This window comes from Polaromonas sp. Polasp52 (assembly GCF_059491565.1).
Genome location: NZ_CP168513.1, coordinates 1,218,871 through 1,236,323, shown reverse-complemented (window position 1 = coordinate 1,236,323; position 17,453 = coordinate 1,218,871). Strand labels below are relative to the sequence as shown.

Below are 17,453 nucleotides of genomic sequence, written 5' to 3'. Positions count from 1 at the left end.
CTCCTCATTCGCACAGGGACGAACGCCACCGCCCATGCTGTATCCCCTCCACAAGACCGGCGCGCTGCAGCTGCTCCAGGGCGGGCGGGACTTTTTCCCCGCCTTGGTCCAGGCGCTGGACGCGGCGCATAGCTGGGTCCAGCTGGAGTCCTATATTTTCGATTTTCACGGCGCCGGGGCGCAGGTGGCCGACGCACTGGTGCGCGCCGCCGGCCGCGGCGTGACGGTGCAGGTGCTGGTGGACGGCATAGGCACCAGCCCGCTGCCGGCCGAATGGCGCGAAAAATTCGTGCAGGCCAAAGTCGACTGGTGCGTCTATTCTCCCCTGGGCACGGGTCTGAGCGGCCTGGGCCTGCTGGTGCCGGAGCGCTGGCGCCGCCTGCACCGCAAGCTGTGCGTCGTCGACCAGCACACGGTGTTTTGCGGCGGTATCAATGTGCTCGACGATTTTTACGATCCCAACCATGGCGAGCTCCAGGCGCCGCGCCTCGATTTCGCCGTGGCCGCCACCGGGCCGCTGGCGCTGGAAGCCGCCGATGCCATGGCGCTGCTGTGGTGGCGCGTGCAGGCGGGCTACAGCGCGCGGCAGCGGCACATGAACGCGGCCTGGGAGAAGTTCAAGGCGGCGGGTTACGGCGGGCGCACCGGCGCCACGCCGCCCGCCGCGGGCAACGGCGCCGGCCCCAGGGCGGCGCTGGTGCTGCGCGACAACCTGCGCAACCGCAGCAGCATAGAGCGCGCTTACCGCAAGGCCATAGGCAAGGCGCACCACGAGATCATCATCGCCAACGCCTACTTCCTGCCGGGGCGCAAGCTGCGGCGCGCCCTGATAGGCGCAGCGCGGCGCGGCGTGCGCGTCACCTTGCTGCTGCAGGGCCGCTACGAGTACTTCATGCAGTACCACGCGGCCCGGCCCGTCTACGGCGTCCTGCTGGCGGCGGGTGTGGAGATCCATGAATACGAGGCCGGCTTTCTGCACGCCAAGGTGGCCGTGGTGGACGGGCACTGGGCCACCGTGGGCTCGTCCAACCTCGATCCCTTGAGCCTGCTGCTGGCCCGGGAAGCCAATGTGGTGGTCGAGGACAAGGCCTTTGCCGAAGGCCTGGCGGGCATTTTGCGCGATGCCATGGTCAAGCAGGGGCGGCGCATGGACCCGGCCGCCCACAGCCACCGCCCCCTGGGCCAGCGGCTGCGGGGCTGGGGGGCGTATGCCCTGGTGCGGCTGGCGCTGCTGGTGGCGGGCCAGCGCTATTGAGGCCCCGAAGCCCCAATTTGATCAGGTCGCTATTAAATTAATAGCGGCTTGCGCCCGTACGGAAAGGGTAAAAGACCAAAGACCCTGTTAAATTCCGGACAAGACGGCGCCGGGGCGGGCTGGTAATATCTGGCATGCTTATGAAATCCGACACGCCCCCCCAGGACGCGACCGGCGAGGGTACGCCCGTTTCCGTCAAGATCCGCGAACGGCTGGCCCTGGCGCGCAAGCGCTTTCACGCCAATGACAACATCGCCCAGTTCATCCAGCCCGGAGAGCTCGAAAAGCTGCTGGACGAAGTCGAGGGCAAGATGCAAGGCGTGCTCGACAGCCTGGTGATAGACACCGCCGGCGACCACAACACCAACAACACCGCGCGCCGCGTGGCCAAGATGTACCTCAACGAGGTGTTCAAGGGCCGCTACGTGGCCTCACCCACCATCACCGAGTTTCCCAACGCCGAGCACCTCAACGAGCTCATGATCGTCGGGCCCATCACGGTGCGCAGCGCCTGCTCCCACCATTTCTGCCCGGTTATCGGCAAGATCTGGATAGGTGTGCTGCCCAATGAGCACACCAATGTGATCGGCCTGTCCAAATACGCGCGCCTGGCCGAATGGGTCATGGGCCGCCCGCAAATCCAGGAAGAGGCCGTGGTGCAGCTGGCCGACCTCATCATGGAAAAAACCCAGCCCGACGGCCTGGCCATCGTGATGGAAGCCAGCCACTACTGCATGGCCTGGCGCGGCGTGAAAGACATGGACAGCAAGATGATCAACTCGGTGATGCGCGGCGTGTTCCTGAAAGACTCGACCTTGCGCCGCGAATTCCTCGCACTGATTCCGCAAAAAGGCTAAGCATGCTCGTACGTTTACTTTACGCAAGCCGCGCGGTCGACACCAGCCCCGAAGCCATCGAGGGCATCCTGTCGCAGTCGCGCCAGCACAACCCGGCCACCGGCATCACCGGCATCCTCTGCTACGGCGGCGGCATCTTCCTGCAGGCCATCGAAGGCGGGCGCATGGCGGTCAGCGACCTGTTCGGCCACATCCAGCAGGACGCCCGCCACAAGGACGTGGTGCTGCTGCACTTCGAGGAAATCTCCGAGCGGCGCTTCGGCGGCTGGACCATGGGGCAGGTCAACCTCTCCAAGCTCAACCATTCCATCCTGCTGAAGTATTCCGAGAAGGCCGAGCTCGATCCCTATTCCGTCTCCGGCAAGGTGTCCTACGCGCTGCTCGAAGACCTGATGGCCACCGCCTCCATCTGCGGGCGCGTTTGAATAGATGACCCCCACGCTCCGGCGCTTCGAGCCTGCGGCAGTCGTTGCCCCTGGCTTCGAGGAAGAGGGGCCGCTGCGCCTTGCGGCGTGCTTTTATACGCCAGCTTGACCGGTGCCGCTTTCCGCCCTTGCCCTGATTGTTCTCGCCGGCCTGATTCACGCCAGCTGGAACATTGCCGCCAAAAAGGCGGGAGGCGATGCCCGTTTTGCCTTTTTCACCAGCGTGATGATGATGTTGATCTGGGCGCCGGTTGGCCTGTGGGCCAGCTGGGGGGAGTTGCCCCGCTGGGGCTGGACCGAGTGGATCGTTGTTGCGGTCAGCGGTGTGCTGCACGTGCTGTATTACGTGGTTTTGCTGCGCGGCTACCGAAAAGCCGATCTGACTGTGGTTTACCCGCTGGCGCGCGGCTCCGGGCCCCTGTTGTCCTCGCTGGTGGCCATCACCTTGTTGGGCGAGCAGATTTCCGCCGTAGGCGTGGCCGGCATTGTCGGTGTGGTGGGCGGCGTGTTCCTGATTGCGGGCGGGCCTGGCCTGCTGCGTGCGGCGCATGACCCGGCGCAGCGCCGCCGCGTGCACAAAGGCATGGTTTACGGCCTGCTCACAGGCGCCTTCATTGCCAGCTACACCGTGGTGGATGGGTACGGCGTGAGGTTCTTGCTGATGTCGCCCATCCTGATTGATTATCTGGGCAATTTTGTGCGGGTGGCTGTGCTCGCGCCTGCTGTGCTGCGTGACCGGCCAGCTGCAGCCACGCTGTGGCGCCGGCAGTGGAAGTACGCGCTGATGGTCGGCGCCATCAGCCCGGTCTCTTATGTGCTGGTGCTGTATGCCATGCAGGTGGCGCCGCTGTCGCATGTGGCGCCGGCGCGTGAAGTTTCCATGCTGTTTGCCGCACTGATCGGCGGGCATTTGCTCGGCGAAGGCGACCGCCTGCAGCGGCTGCTGGGTGCTGCCCTGATTGCCGCGGGCGTGATGGCACTTGCGTTGGGTTGACAGCAAAATACCGCCATGCCGCTTGAGACGCCGTTACTGGTTGGGTGCGATTTTTCCAGCGTTCCGACGCGCAGGAAACCCATTGTCCTGGCCTGCGGAACCAGTGCAAACGGGCGGGTCCAACTGGCGAAACTGGAGCGCTTTGAATCGCTGGACGCTTTTGAGGTTTGGCTGCGCCAGACTGCCGGCTGGCTGGGCGCTTTCGATTTTCCCTTCGGCCTGCCGCGTGAACTGGTGGCGCATCTCGGCTGGCCCCTTGCCTGGCCCGCGCTGATGGCGCATTACGCCGTGCTGAGCCGCGCCGATATCCGGCAAGCCTTTGCCGCGTTTTGTGATGCGCGCCCCGCCGGCGCGAAGTTTGCCCATCGCGCCACCGACGGGCCGGCCGGCTCCAGCCCCTCGATGAAATGGGTCAACCCGCCGGTGGCCTATATGCTGCATGCGGGTGTGCCGCGGCTGCTGGCGGCCGGCGTGCACCTGCCCGGCCTGCACGACGGCGACATTCGCCGCGTCGCGCTCGAGGGCTACCCGGGGCTGCTGGCGCGCGAAGTGCTAGGCGGCCGCTCTTACAAAAGCGACGACAAGGCCAAGCAGACGCCGGAACGGCTGATCGCGCGCAAGGACCTGATCACCGCGCTGGAAAACGGGCAAACCCGGCTGGGGCTGCGCCTCAAAGTCAGCCATGCCCAGCGCGACGCGCTGGCCGACGACGCCAGCGGCGACAGCCTGGATGCCGTGCTGTGCCTGATGCAGGCGGCCTGGGCGCAGCGGCAGGGCGCGCCGCGCTACGGTCTGCCGCTGGAGATGGACCCGCTGGAAGGCTGGATTGTCACGGCCTGACCGCTCTCTTTACGCGATGGTTTTCTTTTCCAGAACTCTCGTGATGGCCGCGCTGCTGGGCGCGTGGCTTCCCGTGCAGGCATCTTCCCAAGCCAAGTCCACACCAAGCGCCTGGTCCGGCGTGGTGACTTATGTGGTCGACGGCGACACCGTGAGGGTGCGGCGGCCCGGCGGCGGCAAGCCCGTCAGCGTTCGCATCAGCGGCATAGACGCGCCTGAAATCTGCCAGGCCGGCGGCACCGCCTCGCGCGACGCGCTGATGCGCAAGCTGCTGGGCCAGCGTGTGGCTGTGCACGGGCGGCAGCATGACGACTATGGCCGCCTGCTGGCGAAGATCAGCTTCAAAGGCGAAGACACGGGCCGCTGGATGGTGGCGCAGGGCCTGGCCTGGTCTTACCGCAACCGGGGCAACGCCGGCCCCTACGCCGCGCAGCAGCGGCAGGCCAGGGCCGCGGGGCTGGGAATTTTCTCGCCGTCGCACGCCGCGCCGCCGGTGTATCCCGCGCAATTCCGCAAACGGCACGGCAGCTGCCGCTAACAAGGGCGCTGCCCCTTGTCCTACGGCTGTTTCAGCCGGTACCGATGTGCGGCAGCGGGCCATCTGGCTAGAGTGAATGTGCGCGAACGCCGCTTCGCCGCTTTCTTGCGCCCGGCCGTTCAGGCCGGGCCCCTCACATCCCGATAAGGAGCCACCATGATTTCCATCCTTCTGAATCCCTCGCATGCGAGCCATGCCCTGCGGCCGCTGGCCGTCCTGGTCGCGGCATCCCTGGCGCTGGCCTTGTCGGCCTGCAACAAGCAGGACGAGGGAAAAACCGCCGGCCAGCAACTCGACTCGGCCATTGCGAAAACCGAAGATGCCGCCGCCCGGGCCAAAGCCAAGGCCGAGAGTGAGATGGCCAGTGTCGGCGCCGCGGTGAAAAACGCGACCCAGAGCGCCGAGTCTTCCGGCAAGGACATGGCCGCCAAGGCCGGTGAAAAAATCGACGACCTCACCATCACCACCACCGTCACCGCGGGCTTCGCGAAAGATCCCGATCTGAGCGTGCTCAAGATCAATGTGGACACCCGTGACGGCGCCGTGACCCTCAAGGGCTCCGCGCCCACGTCGGCCGCCCGCGACAAGGCCGCCGACCTGGCCAAGGCGGTCAAGGGCGTCAAATCGGTGGACAACAAACTCGAGGTCAAGGCTGCCGGCTAGAGGCCGTAGAGGCCGCGAGCCCGGACGTGAAAAAGGCAGGCCATGGGAAATCCCATGCCTGCCTTTTTGCAGCCACCTTGCGGTGGCATAGGGGTTACCCGTTTACGGGCGAACGACGATGTCGTTGCGAACGGCCTTGACGTTCTTCACGTTGCGGGCGATGTTTTCAGCCTGGGCTTTTTCCGCGGCGGATTTGGCGAAGCCGGACAGCTGGACGGTGCCGTTGAGCGTTTCCACCTTGATGGAGGATGCCGCCACGGTTTTGTCCTCGACGAATTTCGCCTTCACGGACGTCGTGATGGCGGCATCGTCGACATAGGCGCCGGCAGTTTCCTGGCCACGCCCGACAGCGCAGCCGCTGCCAATGATGGTGATGCCTGCCAGGGCGGCGAATGCAATTGCGCGAGCGTATTTCATATTGTTTCCTCTTGTGTTGGTTTCATGGTTTTGGTGCAAGGTTGAAAAAGCCTGCCTGTGGACGGCACCACGCCCACAGGCCTGCGGTCATCGTTTATTTTTCGAGCCAGTCCTTGAGCTCGTCGGCATGTTCTTCCTCGTCGGCAAGAACGTCCTCGAGCATGCGCCGCGTCGTCGGGTCCTTGTCGCCGATCAGCGCGATCATCTGGCGGTAGGTCTCCACCGCGATGCGCTCGGCGACCAGGTTGACGCGCACCATGGTCTTGAGGTCGTTCGACTCGTCGTAGTCGGCATGGCTGCGCTGCTGCAGCGTGCCGGGCGAAAAATCAGGCTCGCCGCCCAGTTGCACGATGCGCCGGGCGATGCGGTCCGCATGCCCGGATTCTTCGTTCGCGTGCACCAGGAATTCATCCGCGATGGCGGGTGAGGACAGGCCGCTGGCCATGAAATAGTGGCGTTTGTAGCGCAGCACGCAGACCAGCTCGGTGGCCAACGCGTCGTTGAGCAGCTTGACGATGGCATCGCGGTGCGGCCCGTAGGCCGGTGTGATGGCGCCGTCGGCCAGGCTCTTGCGGGCCGCGTCCAGGCCGGTTTCGTCAAGCACCAGTTCGCCGGAGGTTGCGGTGGGGCGTTTGGAAATGGCGGGGGTGTTCATGGTGTCCTCTGTGTCTGTTGGTTGTCCTGCGCCGGGTGGGAAAGCATGGACAGCAGGGCGCCGGAGATCTCCGACGACTTGAGCGTGGCCAGCAGCACACTGCCCAGGGACACCAGCCGCCAGGGCTTGAAGGCCACGGCCGCGGCGCCCGCCACGGCGGCGATGCCCAGCAGCTGCAGCGGTTTTTCCCTGGCGTATTGGTCCAGGACCGGCCGCGCCAGGCTGAACGCGGCGCTCACGGGGTGGTGCTGCCACCAGGCGCCCAGCGCGTGCTTGATGAAGCTCCAGGTTCCGCCCCCGGCATGCTGCGGGCCTTCTTCACCATGCCGCGCGGACTGTTCCTGCTCATCATGGGACAGCTTGTCGCGGTTCATATGCCTGACGATGGCCTTGCGGCTGCTGGCCAGCCTTTCCTGCGGCGTGGGCTGGGTGAGTTGGGAGAGAGCGGTCATGGTGTGGTCTGGGTGGCGCTGTTCAGGCGGCCATGCGCAAGGCATTGGCGTCACTGTCGATCTGCGCCTTCAGTTCGGGAAAGCGCTCCGAGGAAAGAGGCTTGCGCGCCCGCAGCATGGCAATGGCCAGGATGGCCAGCGCAATGCCCGGCACCACCACCAGTGCCCAGTGAAACTGGTTATGCAGCATCCCCAGCATCACGGCCGTGCCCGCCAGGCCCAGGAAGACGGCGGCCGCCACGACGGCCACCGCCCAAGCCACGGCACGCGCCAGCAATTCGGAGCCGGCCTCGGAAGCTTCTTCCTGGAACAGCGCCGCATAGGCCGACAAGTGGTCCACGACCAGGTCGGGCCGCTGCACGATGGTGGAGAAAAGGGGATGGAGCATGGCGGGGTGCTTGTGTTGGCCTGTGTCGCGGTGGCTCAGTAGCGGTTCTGCTGGCGGTGGTGGCGTGCCGAGGAAATCAGCAGCGCGACGCCCGCGCCTACCGCCGCGGCGATCAGCACCGAGCGCAGGGGCTGGTCGGCGACATAGCGCGAGGTTGCGCCCGCGGCGTTGGACAGTGAGCGCTGTGCGCGGTCCTTGGCTTCGGCTGCGATGTCCAGGCTCTGGCGTGCCAGGTGCTGGGCCTTGGAGGCCAACATGTCGACCACGGGGTCGACGCTGCCCCGCAGGTCGCGCACCTTGCTTTCTGCTTTGTCGAGGGCTTCGTTGGCATAGCTGCGGGTGCTGCCCACGGCTTTCTCGGCGGTCTGCAGCAGTTCATCGGAGGCTTGGCGTGCGGTATTGGCGGCGGTCTGGGAATTCATGGCGGTCCTTGGTGGTTTGAGGGGAAGCATTAAAAAGAAGAAGGGAAAACAAAAGCCGGGTCACCGGGTGACGCGGCTCATGCGGGAGGCCTTCGGAGAAACGCGAGGCCGTCAGTTCTTGCGCAACAGGCTGATGACAAAACTCACGACGGCCATCACGGCAAAAATGAAGAACAGGATCTTGGCGATCTCGACGGCGCCGGCCGCGATGCCGCCGAAACCGAACACGGCGGCGATCAGCGCGATCACGAGAAAAACGACGGAATAGTGCAACATCTGAGGCTCCTTGCTCCGGGGTGGATGGCCCTTGCTTCGATTGAAGCGGCCTTGAGCCAAGCTTAGAGAGCGTCCCGGGATGGCCTCATCGGCTGCGGACGTGTGCCTGTGTCAGTTCGAATGGCCACGCCCTGTAGGAGGGGGCCGACATTTTGTTACGCCGCTCGCGAGGCGCACGCGCATCTCAGCGCGTCTTCGGCAGCACGGCGGAAATGCGCGTGCCCTCGCCCTCGGCGCTGGTGACCGTGAGGCGGCCGCCCGCGGCTTCCACGCGGTGCCGCATGCCGGCCAGCCCATGGCTGCCCGCGCCCACGCTGCCGACCTTGAAACCCTTGCCGTCGTCCTTGACCTCGACGGTGATGTAGCTGTCGAAGTTATGCAGGCTGATCTCGGCCTGCTTGGCTTCCGCGTATTTGCCGATGTTGGTCAGCGACTCCTGCACCAGGCGGTAGACGGTCAGTTGCGCGGAGCCGCCGATTTCGACGGGCTCCAGGTCGGTGGTGATGGTCAGGCCCGAGCGTTCCTCGAACTCGCGCCCCAGGATTTCCAGCGAGGCCACCAGGCCCAGGTGCGACAGCGAGGACGGGCGCAGGTCTTCCACGATGCGCCGCTTGAGCGCGATGCCGCTGTTGAGCGTGTTGGTCAGGTGCGTGAGCCTCTCCACCGCTTCCGGCATGCTGCCCGCCAGGCGCGACTTCAAACGCGCCACGTCGAGCTTGGCCGCGGTCAGCAGCGCGCCCAGCTCGTCGTGCAGTTCGCGCGCCAGGTGGCCGCGTTCGTCCTCGCGCACATTCTGCAGGTGGGTGGCCAGCTCGGCCAGGTTGGCGGTGCGCTCACGCACCTGCACCTCGAGGAAGTCCCGCTCGCGCTGCAGGGATTCCTGCTCGCGCCGGCCGGAAGCCAGCAAGGCCTTGGTCTGCAGCAGGTACATGTAGAAGGCCAGCAAACCCGCCAGCGCCACGGTGGCCACCCCGATGCGCGACAGCTGCAGCGAGCGCCGGATCTGGTCCTGCCCCTGCTCCATTTTGCTGACGCTGCTGGCAGCCAGCCTGGCGGACTGCTCGCGGATGGCCTCCATGTGCTCCTTGCCGACGTCCGTGGTCAGCACGAACTTCCAGGCATCCTCATTGCCCTCCTTGCGCATGCGAACGCTCAGGTCCATTTCGGCCAGCTTGCGGGAAACGTGCCGCGACATCTGGCCGAACTCCGCGAGCTGCTCCCGATAAGGCGTGAACAGCTGGCGCAGCGTGTCCAGGTTGTGGTCGATGTCGGCCAGCGCGGCGTTGTAGGGCTCCAGGTAGCGCGCGTCGCCCGTCAGCAGGTAGCCCCGCTGGCCGGTTTCCGCGTCCAGCATGTGCTGCAGCAGCTTGTTGATGGCGCCGCGGGTCTGCTGCGCCTCTTCAATGCTGGCCGCCGCTTCGGTAGACTTGCGGAAACTCGCCTCATTGATGAAGATGAGGAAGGCGGCGGCCAGCACCGCCAAAGGCAGGCTGATGGCCATTCTGGGTATCGCAAATGCTTTCACGGCAAACTCCGTTTGGTACTTCGGTGAAGAATTCGTCAATAATGGGTGCTGAAAATTAAAGCAGGCGCCAGTTCAAGGCTTCTCTTTTCACGGCGTTGCCGGCTTGCAGCTTTATAGGAAGACAGCGACATGATCAAAATCGGAATTGTGGACGACCACGCCATTGTGCGTTCGGGGCTCAAGCAGTTTTTCTCGGACCAGGTCGACTTGCGCGTCGTCGGCGAGGCCGGCAGCGGCCGCGAGGCCATTGACCTGGTTCGCAATGTCGAACTCGACATCCTCGTCATGGATTTGTCCATGCCGGGCCAAAGCGGCATCGACGCGCTGGCCATGATCCGCGCGAAGGCGCCCGATGTCGGCATTCTCATTCTCAGCGGCTACCCCGAGGAGCACTATGCCGTCAACCTGATCCGCCAGGGCGCCAGCGGCTACCTCAACAAGGAGTGCGACCCTTCCGAGATTGTCGACGCGATCCGCGTGATCTCGCTGGGCAAGCGCTACATCACCCCGGCGGTGGCGGAGCTGCTGGCGCAGCAACTGAACCGGCCCAACGACGTGGCTTCGCACGAGCAGTTGTCCGAGCGGGAGTTCCAGGTTTTCCTGAAACTGGCCAAGGGCGAGACGGCGGGCGACATTGCCAAGGCGCTGTCGCTGAGCGTGAAAACGGTGAGCACCTACCGCACCCGCGTGATGGAAAAGATGAGCCTTTCCTCGAATAGCGACCTGACCTACTACGCGCTCAAGAACAAGCTGATTGATTGAGTTCAATCGGCGGCGGCGCTCTGCTGGATGCAATAGTCCACCAGGGCGTCGATCTCGTTGGATTTGTCGAACACCGCGTCGACGCCGAGTTGCGTGCAGCGCTGGCGGATGTCGGCGGTGGCATAGTTGCTCAGGACCACGACTTTCTGCCGTGAAGGGCGGTCCCTGCAGGCGGCCAGCACGCCCAGCCCGCTTCCTTGTTTGAGAAACAGGTCAACAATCGCCAGGTCCCAGTCCTCGCTGTTTTCCGCCAGCCAGGCCTTGCCTTCGTTTTCGGTTTCTGCGGTTCCCACGGCATCAATGCGTGCCAACTCCTCCAGCGTTCCGATCAGATTTTCGCGAATGGTCGGATTGTCTTCTACGATGTACGTTTTCAGTCTCACTGCTCAGGTCCAGGTGGGAGGCCGCGTGGCTTTCGAAGTATTACGAAAGTCCCAAAAATGCGAATGTCTCTTGTTTCCTAATGTATCTTCAACCCATGCCCATTCTGCCAGCGGCCAAGGCCAGCACTTGTAGGAGGCCGCCTACGGCTGCATTGCATGTGCGCCGCAGCCACACTACGCGGGCTGTAGGCACATGCCCACAGTGTGTCATGGTGCCTGCCGACTGCCCGATGCGGCGATCCGGCCGATAGTGGAATGCAGGGCTAAACGGAGCCCCGCGCCCTTGCAGGCGCAAGCATGACGCCATAACGCAGGGAGACACATGCATGCTAGCCAGTGCTTCCAGCGCCTTCCCGGCCATTGCGCGGCCAACCTGGTGCCTTGCGCTTTCTTGACGCGGGCCTGATCTTCCATGCCATCCATGAACACCCCCCAGTCCGCGCCGGTCCTCTGGCGACGGTGGCTTGCCGGCATCGCCGCCGTGCTGCTGGCCCTGGTGCTGGTACTGGTGTTTTTCCCATGGGATATGCTGCGCGGCCCCATCAACCGCCATATTTCCGACCAGTTGGGACGGCGCTTTGAAATCACCCGGCATCTGTCGGTGCACCTGGGGCGCACCGTCACGGTCAGGGCCGACGGTGTGGAGTTTGCCAACCCCGAGTGGGCCAGCAAACCTTACCTGGTCAAGGCGGAGGCGGCCGAATTCGACATCAGGCTGCTGCCGCTGTTGCTGGGCAAGGTCGTGTTGCCGCGCATCGCGCTGACGGCACCGGAAATAGGGCTGCAGATGGAGCCCGATGGGCGCCGGACCTGGGCGCTTGCGCGCGACACCTCCGATGAGGGGGCCATTCCGCGCATCGATGCCTTGCTGATCGACGGCGGCAGCGTGGACTACCAGGCGGCGGCGCAGGGCGCCAACATCCACGTGGATTTTTCACTCGCCCAGGAAAGCACCGGCCAGCTGCCTCTCAGCTACAAGGCGACAGGCAAATGGCAAAACGAAGCCTTCAGCGCCAATGGACGCACCGGCGGCGTGCTGCAGCTGAGCAAGGACCTTGAAGCGCCTTTTCCCATCGAGGTCAATGCGGTGACCGGCAAGACCAGCCTGAAGGCCAAGGGCAGCATCGCCAACCTCGCGGACCTTGCCGGGGTGGATGCCAGCTTTGACCTGCAGGGCCGCAACCTCGAGGAACTCTACAAGCTGCTGGGCGTGGTGCTGCCGTCCACGCCGCCTTACAAATTGCGCGGCAAACTCGCCAAGCACGGCAAGGTCTGGGCCGCCAGCCAGATTCAGGGCCGCCTGGGCAGCTCGGACCTCAGCGGCGCGCTCAGTTTTGACCCCTCCGCGCCGGTGCCCTTGCTGACCGGCAAGGTGCAGTCAAAACTGCTGGACTTCGCCGACCTGGCGCCGGTGATCGGATTGCCTGCGCCGGCCGGGCCCACGCCCGTGAAAGCGGCGGCCGCCGAGGCTGGGAATGAGCCTACGCCCGCCAAAAGAAGCGCGGCGAACTCCCCGTCGCGCAAGGTCCTGCCTGTTGCTACGCTGGATGTCACCCGGCTCAAGGCCATGAATGCCGATGTGGTGTATTCGGCCGCCGACATCCGGCATGTGCAGGTGCTGCCGCTGGACAAGGGCAGCGTGCACGTCAAGCTGACGGGCGGCGTCCTGCAACTCGAGCCGATATTGCTGGGCATCGCGGGCGGCACGGTGGCCGGCGCCATACGCATAGATTCGAATGAGGTACCGGCGCTTTTTGCGGCGCGCCTGGACCTGCGCGGCGTGCAGCTCAACCAGCTTTTCCCCGCGGTGCAAACCACCAAAAGCAGCCTGGGCAAAATCAGCGGCCAGTTCGACTTGAAGGGGCGCGGCAACTCGCTGGCGCAGATGCTGGGCACGTCTGCCGGTGATGTGGCCGTCCTGATGGGCAAAGGCGAGATCAGCAACATCCTGCTCGAATTCATGGGCCTGGATGGCGGCGAGATCATCAAGTTCCTGGTGCGCGGCGACCGCAATGTGCAACTGCGCTGCGCGGCTGTCGCCTTCGAGGTCAAGCAGGGGCTGATGAGCAGCAAAACCATCGTGCTGGACACTTCCGACACGGTGATCAATGGACGCGGCAATATCAGCCTGGCCGATGAAACCCTGGACCTGGTCCTGGAGCCGGCTCCCAAGGACCACAGCATCCTGAGCTTGAGGTCGCCCTTGAAAATCGGCGGCACTTTCGCGGCCCCGTCGGCCGGTCCCGACAAGGGCGCACTGGCCGGGCGTGCCGGCATCGCGCTCGCGCTGGGTGTGATCAATCCTTTGCTGGCCCTGGCCGCCACCATAGAAACCGGGCCGGGCCAGGACGAAAACTGCGCGGCAATCCTGAAACAGGCTGCCGCATCGAGCGCCGGCTCGCGCATTCCGGCGGCCGCCGTCAAATAAAAGGTCAGCGGTGAAGGCCGCCGCAGACCGCGCAAGCGGTATTGCGCGCCAGTTTCATCTCGCTCCACTCCATGCGCCTGCCGTCCAGCATCAACAGGCGCCCGGTGAGCGCCTCGCCCACGCCGCATATCAGCTTCAGGGCTTCGGCCGCCTGCGTGCTGCCGATGATGCCGACCAGCGGCGCGAACACGCCCATGGTGGCGCACAAGGCTTCTTCCATCAGCTCCGATTCGGGGAACACGCAGGCATAGCAGGGGGACTGCGCATTGCCCGCGTCGAACACCGCGACCTGGCCGTCAAAGCGGATGGCCGCGCCTGAAACCAGCGGCTTGCGGTGTCTCACGCAGGCGCGGTTGATCGCGTGGCGGGTCGCGAAGTTGTCGGTACAGTCGAGCACCAGGTCGGCCTGGGCTACCAGGTCATCCAGCAACGCGCCCTCGGCCCGCTGCGTGACGGGCGTGACCGTCACGTCGGGATTGATCGCCGCGATGGCCTGCCGGGCGGATTCGGCCTTGAATTGGCCGATGCGGCCCAGGGTGTGGGCGACTTGCCGCTGCAGGTTGGTGGCCTCGACGCGGTCATGGTCGGCGATGGTGATGTGGCCGACGCCGGCGCTGCCCAGGTAAAGCGCGACCGGCGAGCCCAGGCCGCCGGCCCCGACGATCAGCACATGCGCCTTCAGGAGCTTGTCCTGGCCTTCGATGCCGATGTCGTCGAGCAGGATGTGCCGGGAATAACGAAGCAGCTGGTCGTCGTTCATGGAAAGAAAGGAGTCCGCCGCAGGGGGAGGGCGGCCTCGGTGGAACAGGGGCGCGGGAAAGCAGCCTGGAAGACCGGGAAAGGCCGGTGATCCCGGCGCTATCCCGTTACGGCCTCAGTTTTCCTTTTTCTCGTTCTTGGGTTCCACCACGGCGGTCTTGCTGACCAGCACGGGACGGCCCTTGAGCTGGTTGATCGCCTGGGCCAGCTGGAAGTCCTTGTCGCTGCCCAGTTCGGGCGGGCGGCGCTGCTCCGGCGTCTTCTTGGCTTCTTCCTCGAGGCGTTTGAGCGCTATCTCGCGGGCTTTTTCGCGGTTGGCATCCTTGACCTCGGCGCCCTGGCCGCTGTTGAGGTGTTTCTCCAGGTCGGCTTCGCGGGTGCGCAGGGCGGCAAACGGGCTGCCTTCGGCGGTTTCGTCCACCATCACGTCGGGCACGATGCCGCGTGCCTGGATGGATTTGCCGCTGGGGGTGTAGTAGCGCGCCGTGGTGAGCTTCAGGCCCGTGTCGGGGCCCAGCGGCCGCACGGTTTGCACCGAGCCCTTGCCGAAGGTCTGCGTGCCCATGATGGTGGCGCGCTTGTAGTCCTGCAGCGCGCCGGCGACGATTTCGCTGGCCGAGGCTGAGCCTTCATTGACCAGCACCACCAGCGGCACGTTCTTGAGGGCTGCGGGCAGGCGCTTGAGCGGATCGGCGCCGTTGCGGCGCTGGTAGAACTCGGGCGAGGCCTTGTAGGTGAACTTGCTTTCGGCGAGCTGGCCGTTGGTCGACACCACGGTGACGTTGTCAGGCAGGAAAACGGCCGACACGGCGACGGCAGCGTCCAGCAGGCCGCCCGGGTCGTTGCGCAAATCGAGCACCAGGCCCTTGAGGTTGGGTTCCTGCTTGTAGATCTGCTCGAGCTTGGTCACGAAGTCCTCGACCGTGCGCTCCTGGAACTGGCTCAGGCGTACCCAGGCATAACCGGGCTCCACCACCTTGCTGCGAACCGACTGGGTGCGGATTTCCTCGCGCGTGATGGTGACCGGGAAGGTGCGGTTTTCGTCCTTGCGGAAGATCGTCAGCAACACCTTGGTCTTGGGCTCGCCGCGCATCTTCTTGACGGCTTCATTGAGCGTCAGGCCCTTGACGGCGGTGTCGTCGATGCGGGTGATCAGGTCGTTGGGCTTGAGGCCGGCGCGGTCGGCGGGTGAGCCTTCGATGGGCGAGACCACCTTGACCAGGCCGTCTTCCTGGCTGATTTCGATGCCGACACCGACAAAGCGGCCCGTCGTGCCTTCGCGGAATTCCTTGTAGGACTTCTTGTCGAAGTAGACCGAGTGCGGGTCCAGGCTGCCCACCATGCCGGAGATGGCGTCGGTGATGAGCTTTTTCTCGTCCACCGGCTCGACGTAATCGCTCTTGACCATGCCGAAAACCGCGGCCAGCTGCTGCAGCTCCTCGAGTGGCAGGGGGGCGATGCCCGCGCGGGCCACCGCCTGCAGCTGTACCGTGGTGAGAGCCCCCGCCACGGCGCCGATTGAAATCCAGCCTGCTATCTTGAGCTTTTGACCCATAAAAAATACCTTCGTAAGCCGTTGGGAAACCCTTGTTCCCCCCGTGGGAAGCAATATACACCTTGGAGAAAGGCCGGGGCCCCCGGTTCCCCCCTAGTCAAGGCGCGGCGCGAAAAAAGAAGCGAAACGGGCGGCTATTTACAGGACTTTTACAAAATCCGGGCGGCTAAGCCCTTGCGCGGGATCAGGCTTTTCCCTGAGCGCCCACCGCAGCGGCGGCCTTGGCCGCGGCCTCACTGTCGCCCAGGTAGTAGTGGCGCAGGGGTTTGAGATTGGCGTCCAGCTCATAGACCAGCGGAATGCCGTTGGGGATGTTGAGCCCCACGATGTCGCTGTCGGAGATGTTGTCCAGGTATTTCACCAGCGCGCGTATGGAATTGCCGTGCGCCGCGACCACGATGCGCTTGCCGGCCTTGATGGCGGGCGCCATGGATTCATTCCAGAAGGGCAGCACGCGTTCCACGGTGTCCTTGAGGCATTCGGTCAGCGGCACCTGGCCGGGCTGAAGCTTGGCGTAGCGCGGGTCATCGCGTTCGCCGCGCGGGTCGTTCGCCTCCAGCGGCGGCGGTGGGGTGTCGTAACTGCGGCGCCAGACCAGCACCTGCTCGTCGCCGAATTTTTTCGCGGTTTCGGCCTTGTTCAGCCCCTGCAGGGCGCCGTAGTGCCGCTCGTTGAGGCGCCAGCTGTGCACCACGGGCAGCCAGGTGCGGTCCATTTCATCCAGCGTGTGCCACAGCGTGCGGGTCGCCCGCTTGAGCACGCTGGTGTAGGCCAGGTCGAACTCGTAGCCCTCGCTTTTGAGCAACTTGCCGGCGTTTTTGGCCTGTTCAATGCCGGTTGCCGTGAGGTCCACGTCGGTCCAGCCGGTGAAGCGGTTTTCAAGGTTCCAGGTCGATTCGCCGTGGCGTATGAGTACGAGTTTGTACATGGTCAGGAAGGGTGGGGAGTGGAAAAAAGGGGGAAATAAAGGGAATTGGGAGGCTGCCCGGCGGGGCGCTTTCTCCCTCCATTCTAAAATCACGGGTTAGCTGAAAAATACACAAAGGGTTTACCGTGAAATTTCTGATCGATAACTGGATGCTGATTTCGATAGCACTCGCCTCGGGCGGCATGCTGGTTTGGCCCATGATTTCCGGCGCGATGAACGCTGGCGCGCTGACCGCCAGCGGCGCGGTGCAGCTGATCAACCGCGAAAAGGCGGTGGTCGTGGATGTCAGCGAAGCCGATGAATTTGCCGCCGGCCACGTCACAGGCGCCAAAAACGTGCCTTTCAGCGAACTGGAAGAGAAATTGCCCCTGGCGGTCAAGAACAAAGGCTTGCCCCTGATCCTGGTGTGCGCCACCGGTGCGCGCGCCGGCCGTGCCGTTGCCGTGGCCAAAAAGCTCGGTTACGAGCAAGCCCAATCGCTGGGCGGCGGGCTCAAAGCCTGGAAAGAGGCTAACCTTCCGCTGGAAAAGGCCTGAACGGGGCTGGGCCGGGCAAAGCAGGCATGAAACCTGCCTTACCCGGCAAGTCCTGATTCATCCACTTTTCCCGCGCCGCGCCCCCGCCGGCGCGATCCGGAGACACCATGCAAACCGTCAAGATCTATACCACCGGCACCTGCCCTTACTGCATCCAGGCCAAACAGCTGCTCAAACAGCGCGGCGTCACCGAACTCGATGAAATCCGCGTCGACATGGTGCCCGGCGAACGCCAGAAGATGATGGACATCACCGGCCGGCGCACGGTGCCGCAGATTTTCATCGGCGAGACCCATGTGGGCGGCTGTGACGACTTGATGGCCCTTGACGGCCGCGGCGGCCTGATGCCTCTCTTGAATAATCCAGCCTGAATTTTTGAGGCAGGAATTGCCTGA

The 17,453-nt window shown here is 64.6% G+C and carries 22 protein-coding genes; 11 read left to right on the top strand and 11 right to left on the bottom strand.

Annotated elements, in window-relative coordinates:
- Window positions 1-34 precede the first annotated feature (34 nt).
- The 7 genes from clsB to ACEN9P_RS05780 all read left to right on the top strand — a co-directional run bounded on the left by clsB (window position 35) and on the right by ACEN9P_RS05780 (window position 5,572).
- Window positions 35-1,255, top strand: coding sequence for a cardiolipin synthase ClsB (gene clsB / locus ACEN9P_RS05810; RefSeq protein WP_495621373.1), 1,221 nt, complete (start codon window positions 35-37; stop codon window positions 1,253-1,255).
- Window positions 1,256-1,389: 134 nt separating this feature from the next.
- Window positions 1,390-2,112, top strand: a complete 723-nt coding sequence (gene folE, locus ACEN9P_RS05805; protein WP_036838408.1) for a GTP cyclohydrolase I — start codon at window positions 1,390-1,392, stop codon at window positions 2,110-2,112.
- 2 nt (window positions 2,113-2,114) lie between these two features.
- Window positions 2,115-2,537 carry a BLUF domain-containing protein gene (locus ACEN9P_RS05800; RefSeq protein WP_007867959.1) on the top strand — a complete coding sequence of 141 codons (423 nt, stop codon included), beginning with the start codon at window positions 2,115-2,117 and terminating at the stop codon, window positions 2,535-2,537.
- 112 nt (window positions 2,538-2,649) lie between these two features.
- On the top strand, window positions 2,650-3,531 hold the full coding sequence (locus ACEN9P_RS05795) for an EamA family transporter (RefSeq protein WP_495621372.1): 882 nt from the start codon (window positions 2,650-2,652) through the stop codon (window positions 3,529-3,531).
- 15 nt (window positions 3,532-3,546) lie between these two features.
- Entirely contained in the window at window positions 3,547-4,371 is an 825-nt protein-coding gene (locus ACEN9P_RS05790; RefSeq protein ID WP_477661114.1) for a DUF429 domain-containing protein, read from the top strand.
- Window positions 4,372-4,414: 43 nt separating this feature from the next.
- Window positions 4,415-4,909 (top strand): thermonuclease family protein, encoded by a 495-nt coding sequence (locus ACEN9P_RS05785; RefSeq protein WP_495622145.1) that lies wholly within the window; start codon window positions 4,415-4,417, stop codon window positions 4,907-4,909.
- Between the two features lie 156 nt (window positions 4,910-5,065).
- The gene (locus ACEN9P_RS05780; RefSeq protein WP_477661116.1) at window positions 5,066-5,572 is read left to right on the top strand and encodes a BON domain-containing protein; all 507 of its coding nucleotides are present in this window, start codon (window positions 5,066-5,068) and stop codon (window positions 5,570-5,572) included.
- 102 nt (window positions 5,573-5,674) lie between these two features.
- Here ACEN9P_RS05780 and ACEN9P_RS05775 read toward each other — a convergent pair whose 3' ends face one another.
- The 7 genes from ACEN9P_RS05775 to ACEN9P_RS05745 form a co-directional block, all read right to left on the bottom strand.
- A complete protein-coding gene (locus tag ACEN9P_RS05775; RefSeq protein ID WP_074577971.1) occupies window positions 5,675-5,989 on the bottom strand; it encodes a BON domain-containing protein in 315 nt (104 codons plus the stop codon).
- Window positions 5,990-6,083: 94 nt separating this feature from the next.
- Complete coding sequence (locus tag ACEN9P_RS05770) at window positions 6,084-6,644, bottom strand: ferritin-like domain-containing protein (RefSeq protein ID WP_477661117.1); 561 nt, start codon at window positions 6,642-6,644, stop codon at window positions 6,084-6,086.
- The gene (locus ACEN9P_RS05765; protein ID WP_495621371.1) at window positions 6,641-7,096 is read right to left on the bottom strand and encodes a hypothetical protein; all 456 of its coding nucleotides are present in this window, start codon (window positions 7,094-7,096) and stop codon (window positions 6,641-6,643) included. Before ACEN9P_RS05765 ends, ACEN9P_RS05770 begins: the two co-directional genes overlap by 4 nt.
- 22 nt (window positions 7,097-7,118) lie before the next feature.
- Window positions 7,119-7,484: a phage holin family protein gene (locus tag ACEN9P_RS05760; RefSeq protein WP_477661119.1), complete on the bottom strand. Its 366-nt coding sequence runs from the start codon at window positions 7,482-7,484 to the stop codon at window positions 7,119-7,121.
- A gap of 35 nt (window positions 7,485-7,519) precedes the next feature.
- Window positions 7,520-7,906: a hypothetical protein gene (locus ACEN9P_RS05755; RefSeq protein WP_074577975.1), complete on the bottom strand. Its 387-nt coding sequence runs from the start codon at window positions 7,904-7,906 to the stop codon at window positions 7,520-7,522.
- A 111-nt stretch (window positions 7,907-8,017) separates the two neighbouring features.
- Window positions 8,018-8,182 carry a DUF1328 domain-containing protein gene (locus ACEN9P_RS05750; protein ID WP_007867921.1) on the bottom strand — a complete coding sequence of 55 codons (165 nt, stop codon included), beginning with the start codon at window positions 8,180-8,182 and terminating at the stop codon, window positions 8,018-8,020.
- A gap of 184 nt (window positions 8,183-8,366) precedes the next feature.
- On the bottom strand, window positions 8,367-9,707 hold the full coding sequence (locus ACEN9P_RS05745; RefSeq protein ID WP_477661121.1) for a sensor histidine kinase: 1,341 nt from the start codon (window positions 9,705-9,707) through the stop codon (window positions 8,367-8,369).
- Between the two features lie 129 nt (window positions 9,708-9,836).
- Between ACEN9P_RS05745 and ACEN9P_RS05740 the strand changes: the two genes are divergently transcribed.
- Entirely contained in the window at window positions 9,837-10,469 is a 633-nt protein-coding gene (locus tag ACEN9P_RS05740) for a response regulator (protein WP_007867910.1), read from the top strand.
- Window positions 10,470-10,471: 2 nt separating this feature from the next.
- Here the strand turns inward: ACEN9P_RS05740 and ACEN9P_RS05735 are convergent, their stop codons facing one another.
- Window positions 10,472-10,852 (bottom strand): response regulator, encoded by a 381-nt coding sequence (locus tag ACEN9P_RS05735; RefSeq protein ID WP_074577977.1) that lies wholly within the window; start codon window positions 10,850-10,852, stop codon window positions 10,472-10,474.
- 412 nt (window positions 10,853-11,264) lie between these two features.
- On the opposite strand from ACEN9P_RS05735, the gene ACEN9P_RS05730 reads away from it, so the two are divergent.
- On the top strand, window positions 11,265-13,280 hold the full coding sequence (locus ACEN9P_RS05730; RefSeq protein ID WP_495621370.1) for an AsmA family protein: 2,016 nt from the start codon (window positions 11,265-11,267) through the stop codon (window positions 13,278-13,280).
- A gap of 4 nt (window positions 13,281-13,284) precedes the next feature.
- Here ACEN9P_RS05730 and ACEN9P_RS05725 read toward each other — a convergent pair whose 3' ends face one another.
- The 3 genes from ACEN9P_RS05725 to gpmA form a co-directional block, all read right to left on the bottom strand.
- Window positions 13,285-14,040 carry a HesA/MoeB/ThiF family protein gene (locus ACEN9P_RS05725; RefSeq protein ID WP_495621369.1) on the bottom strand — a complete coding sequence of 252 codons (756 nt, stop codon included), beginning with the start codon at window positions 14,038-14,040 and terminating at the stop codon, window positions 13,285-13,287.
- Between the two features lie 114 nt (window positions 14,041-14,154).
- The gene (locus ACEN9P_RS05720; protein WP_477661124.1) at window positions 14,155-15,594 is read right to left on the bottom strand and encodes a S41 family peptidase; all 1,440 of its coding nucleotides are present in this window, start codon (window positions 15,592-15,594) and stop codon (window positions 14,155-14,157) included.
- Window positions 15,595-15,778: 184 nt separating this feature from the next.
- Complete coding sequence (gene gpmA, locus ACEN9P_RS05715; protein WP_074577980.1) at window positions 15,779-16,522, bottom strand: 2,3-diphosphoglycerate-dependent phosphoglycerate mutase; 744 nt, start codon at window positions 16,520-16,522, stop codon at window positions 15,779-15,781.
- A 125-nt stretch (window positions 16,523-16,647) separates the two neighbouring features.
- Here gpmA and ACEN9P_RS05710 point away from each other — a divergent pair, with 125 nt between their 5' ends.
- Window positions 16,648-17,058: a rhodanese-like domain-containing protein gene (locus ACEN9P_RS05710; RefSeq protein WP_477661126.1), complete on the top strand. Its 411-nt coding sequence runs from the start codon at window positions 16,648-16,650 to the stop codon at window positions 17,056-17,058.
- Between the two features lie 107 nt (window positions 17,059-17,165).
- A complete protein-coding gene (gene grxC / locus ACEN9P_RS05705) occupies window positions 17,166-17,429 on the top strand; it encodes a glutaredoxin 3 (protein ID WP_007867884.1) in 264 nt (87 codons plus the stop codon).
- The last annotated feature ends 24 nt before the right edge of the window (window positions 17,430-17,453 follow it).

What these genes read in the sequence shown, in the direction of transcription:
- ACEN9P_RS05780 (WP_477661116.1), top strand. Translation starts at nt 5,066, where the DNA reads ATGATTTCCATCCTTCTGAATCCCTCGCATGCGAGCCATGCCCTGCGG.
- ACEN9P_RS05790 (WP_477661114.1), top strand. Translation starts at nt 3,547, where the DNA reads ATGCCGCTTGAGACGCCGTTACTGGTTGGGTGCGATTTTTCCAGCGTT.
- grxC (WP_007867884.1), top strand. Translation starts at nt 17,166, where the DNA reads ATGCAAACCGTCAAGATCTATACCACCGGCACCTGCCCTTACTGCATC.
- clsB (WP_495621373.1), top strand. Translation starts at nt 35, where the DNA reads ATGCTGTATCCCCTCCACAAGACCGGCGCGCTGCAGCTGCTCCAGGGC.
- ACEN9P_RS05775 (WP_074577971.1), bottom strand. Translation starts at nt 5,989, where the DNA reads ATGAAATACGCTCGCGCAATTGCATTCGCCGCCCTGGCAGGCATCACC.
- ACEN9P_RS05800 (WP_007867959.1), top strand. Translation starts at nt 2,115, where the DNA reads ATGCTCGTACGTTTACTTTACGCAAGCCGCGCGGTCGACACCAGCCCC.
- ACEN9P_RS05785 (WP_495622145.1), top strand. Translation starts at nt 4,415, where the DNA reads ATGGCCGCGCTGCTGGGCGCGTGGCTTCCCGTGCAGGCATCTTCCCAA.
- ACEN9P_RS05725 (WP_495621369.1), bottom strand. Translation starts at nt 14,040, where the DNA reads ATGAACGACGACCAGCTGCTTCGTTATTCCCGGCACATCCTGCTCGAC.
- ACEN9P_RS05730 (WP_495621370.1), top strand. Translation starts at nt 11,265, where the DNA reads ATGCCATCCATGAACACCCCCCAGTCCGCGCCGGTCCTCTGGCGACGG.
- ACEN9P_RS05770 (WP_477661117.1), bottom strand. Translation starts at nt 6,644, where the DNA reads ATGAACACCCCCGCCATTTCCAAACGCCCCACCGCAACCTCCGGCGAA.
- gpmA (WP_074577980.1), bottom strand. Translation starts at nt 16,522, where the DNA reads ATGTACAAACTCGTACTCATACGCCACGGCGAATCGACCTGGAACCTT.
- folE (WP_036838408.1), top strand. Translation starts at nt 1,390, where the DNA reads ATGCTTATGAAATCCGACACGCCCCCCCAGGACGCGACCGGCGAGGGT.
- ACEN9P_RS05765 (WP_495621371.1), bottom strand. Translation starts at nt 7,096, where the DNA reads ATGACCGCTCTCTCCCAACTCACCCAGCCCACGCCGCAGGAAAGGCTG.
- ACEN9P_RS05750 (WP_007867921.1), bottom strand. Translation starts at nt 8,182, where the DNA reads ATGTTGCACTATTCCGTCGTTTTTCTCGTGATCGCGCTGATCGCCGCC.
- ACEN9P_RS05720 (WP_477661124.1), bottom strand. Translation starts at nt 15,594, where the DNA reads ATGGGTCAAAAGCTCAAGATAGCAGGCTGGATTTCAATCGGCGCCGTG.
- ACEN9P_RS05760 (WP_477661119.1), bottom strand. Translation starts at nt 7,484, where the DNA reads ATGCTCCATCCCCTTTTCTCCACCATCGTGCAGCGGCCCGACCTGGTC.
- ACEN9P_RS05740 (WP_007867910.1), top strand. Translation starts at nt 9,837, where the DNA reads ATGATCAAAATCGGAATTGTGGACGACCACGCCATTGTGCGTTCGGGG.
- ACEN9P_RS05755 (WP_074577975.1), bottom strand. Translation starts at nt 7,906, where the DNA reads ATGAATTCCCAGACCGCCGCCAATACCGCACGCCAAGCCTCCGATGAA.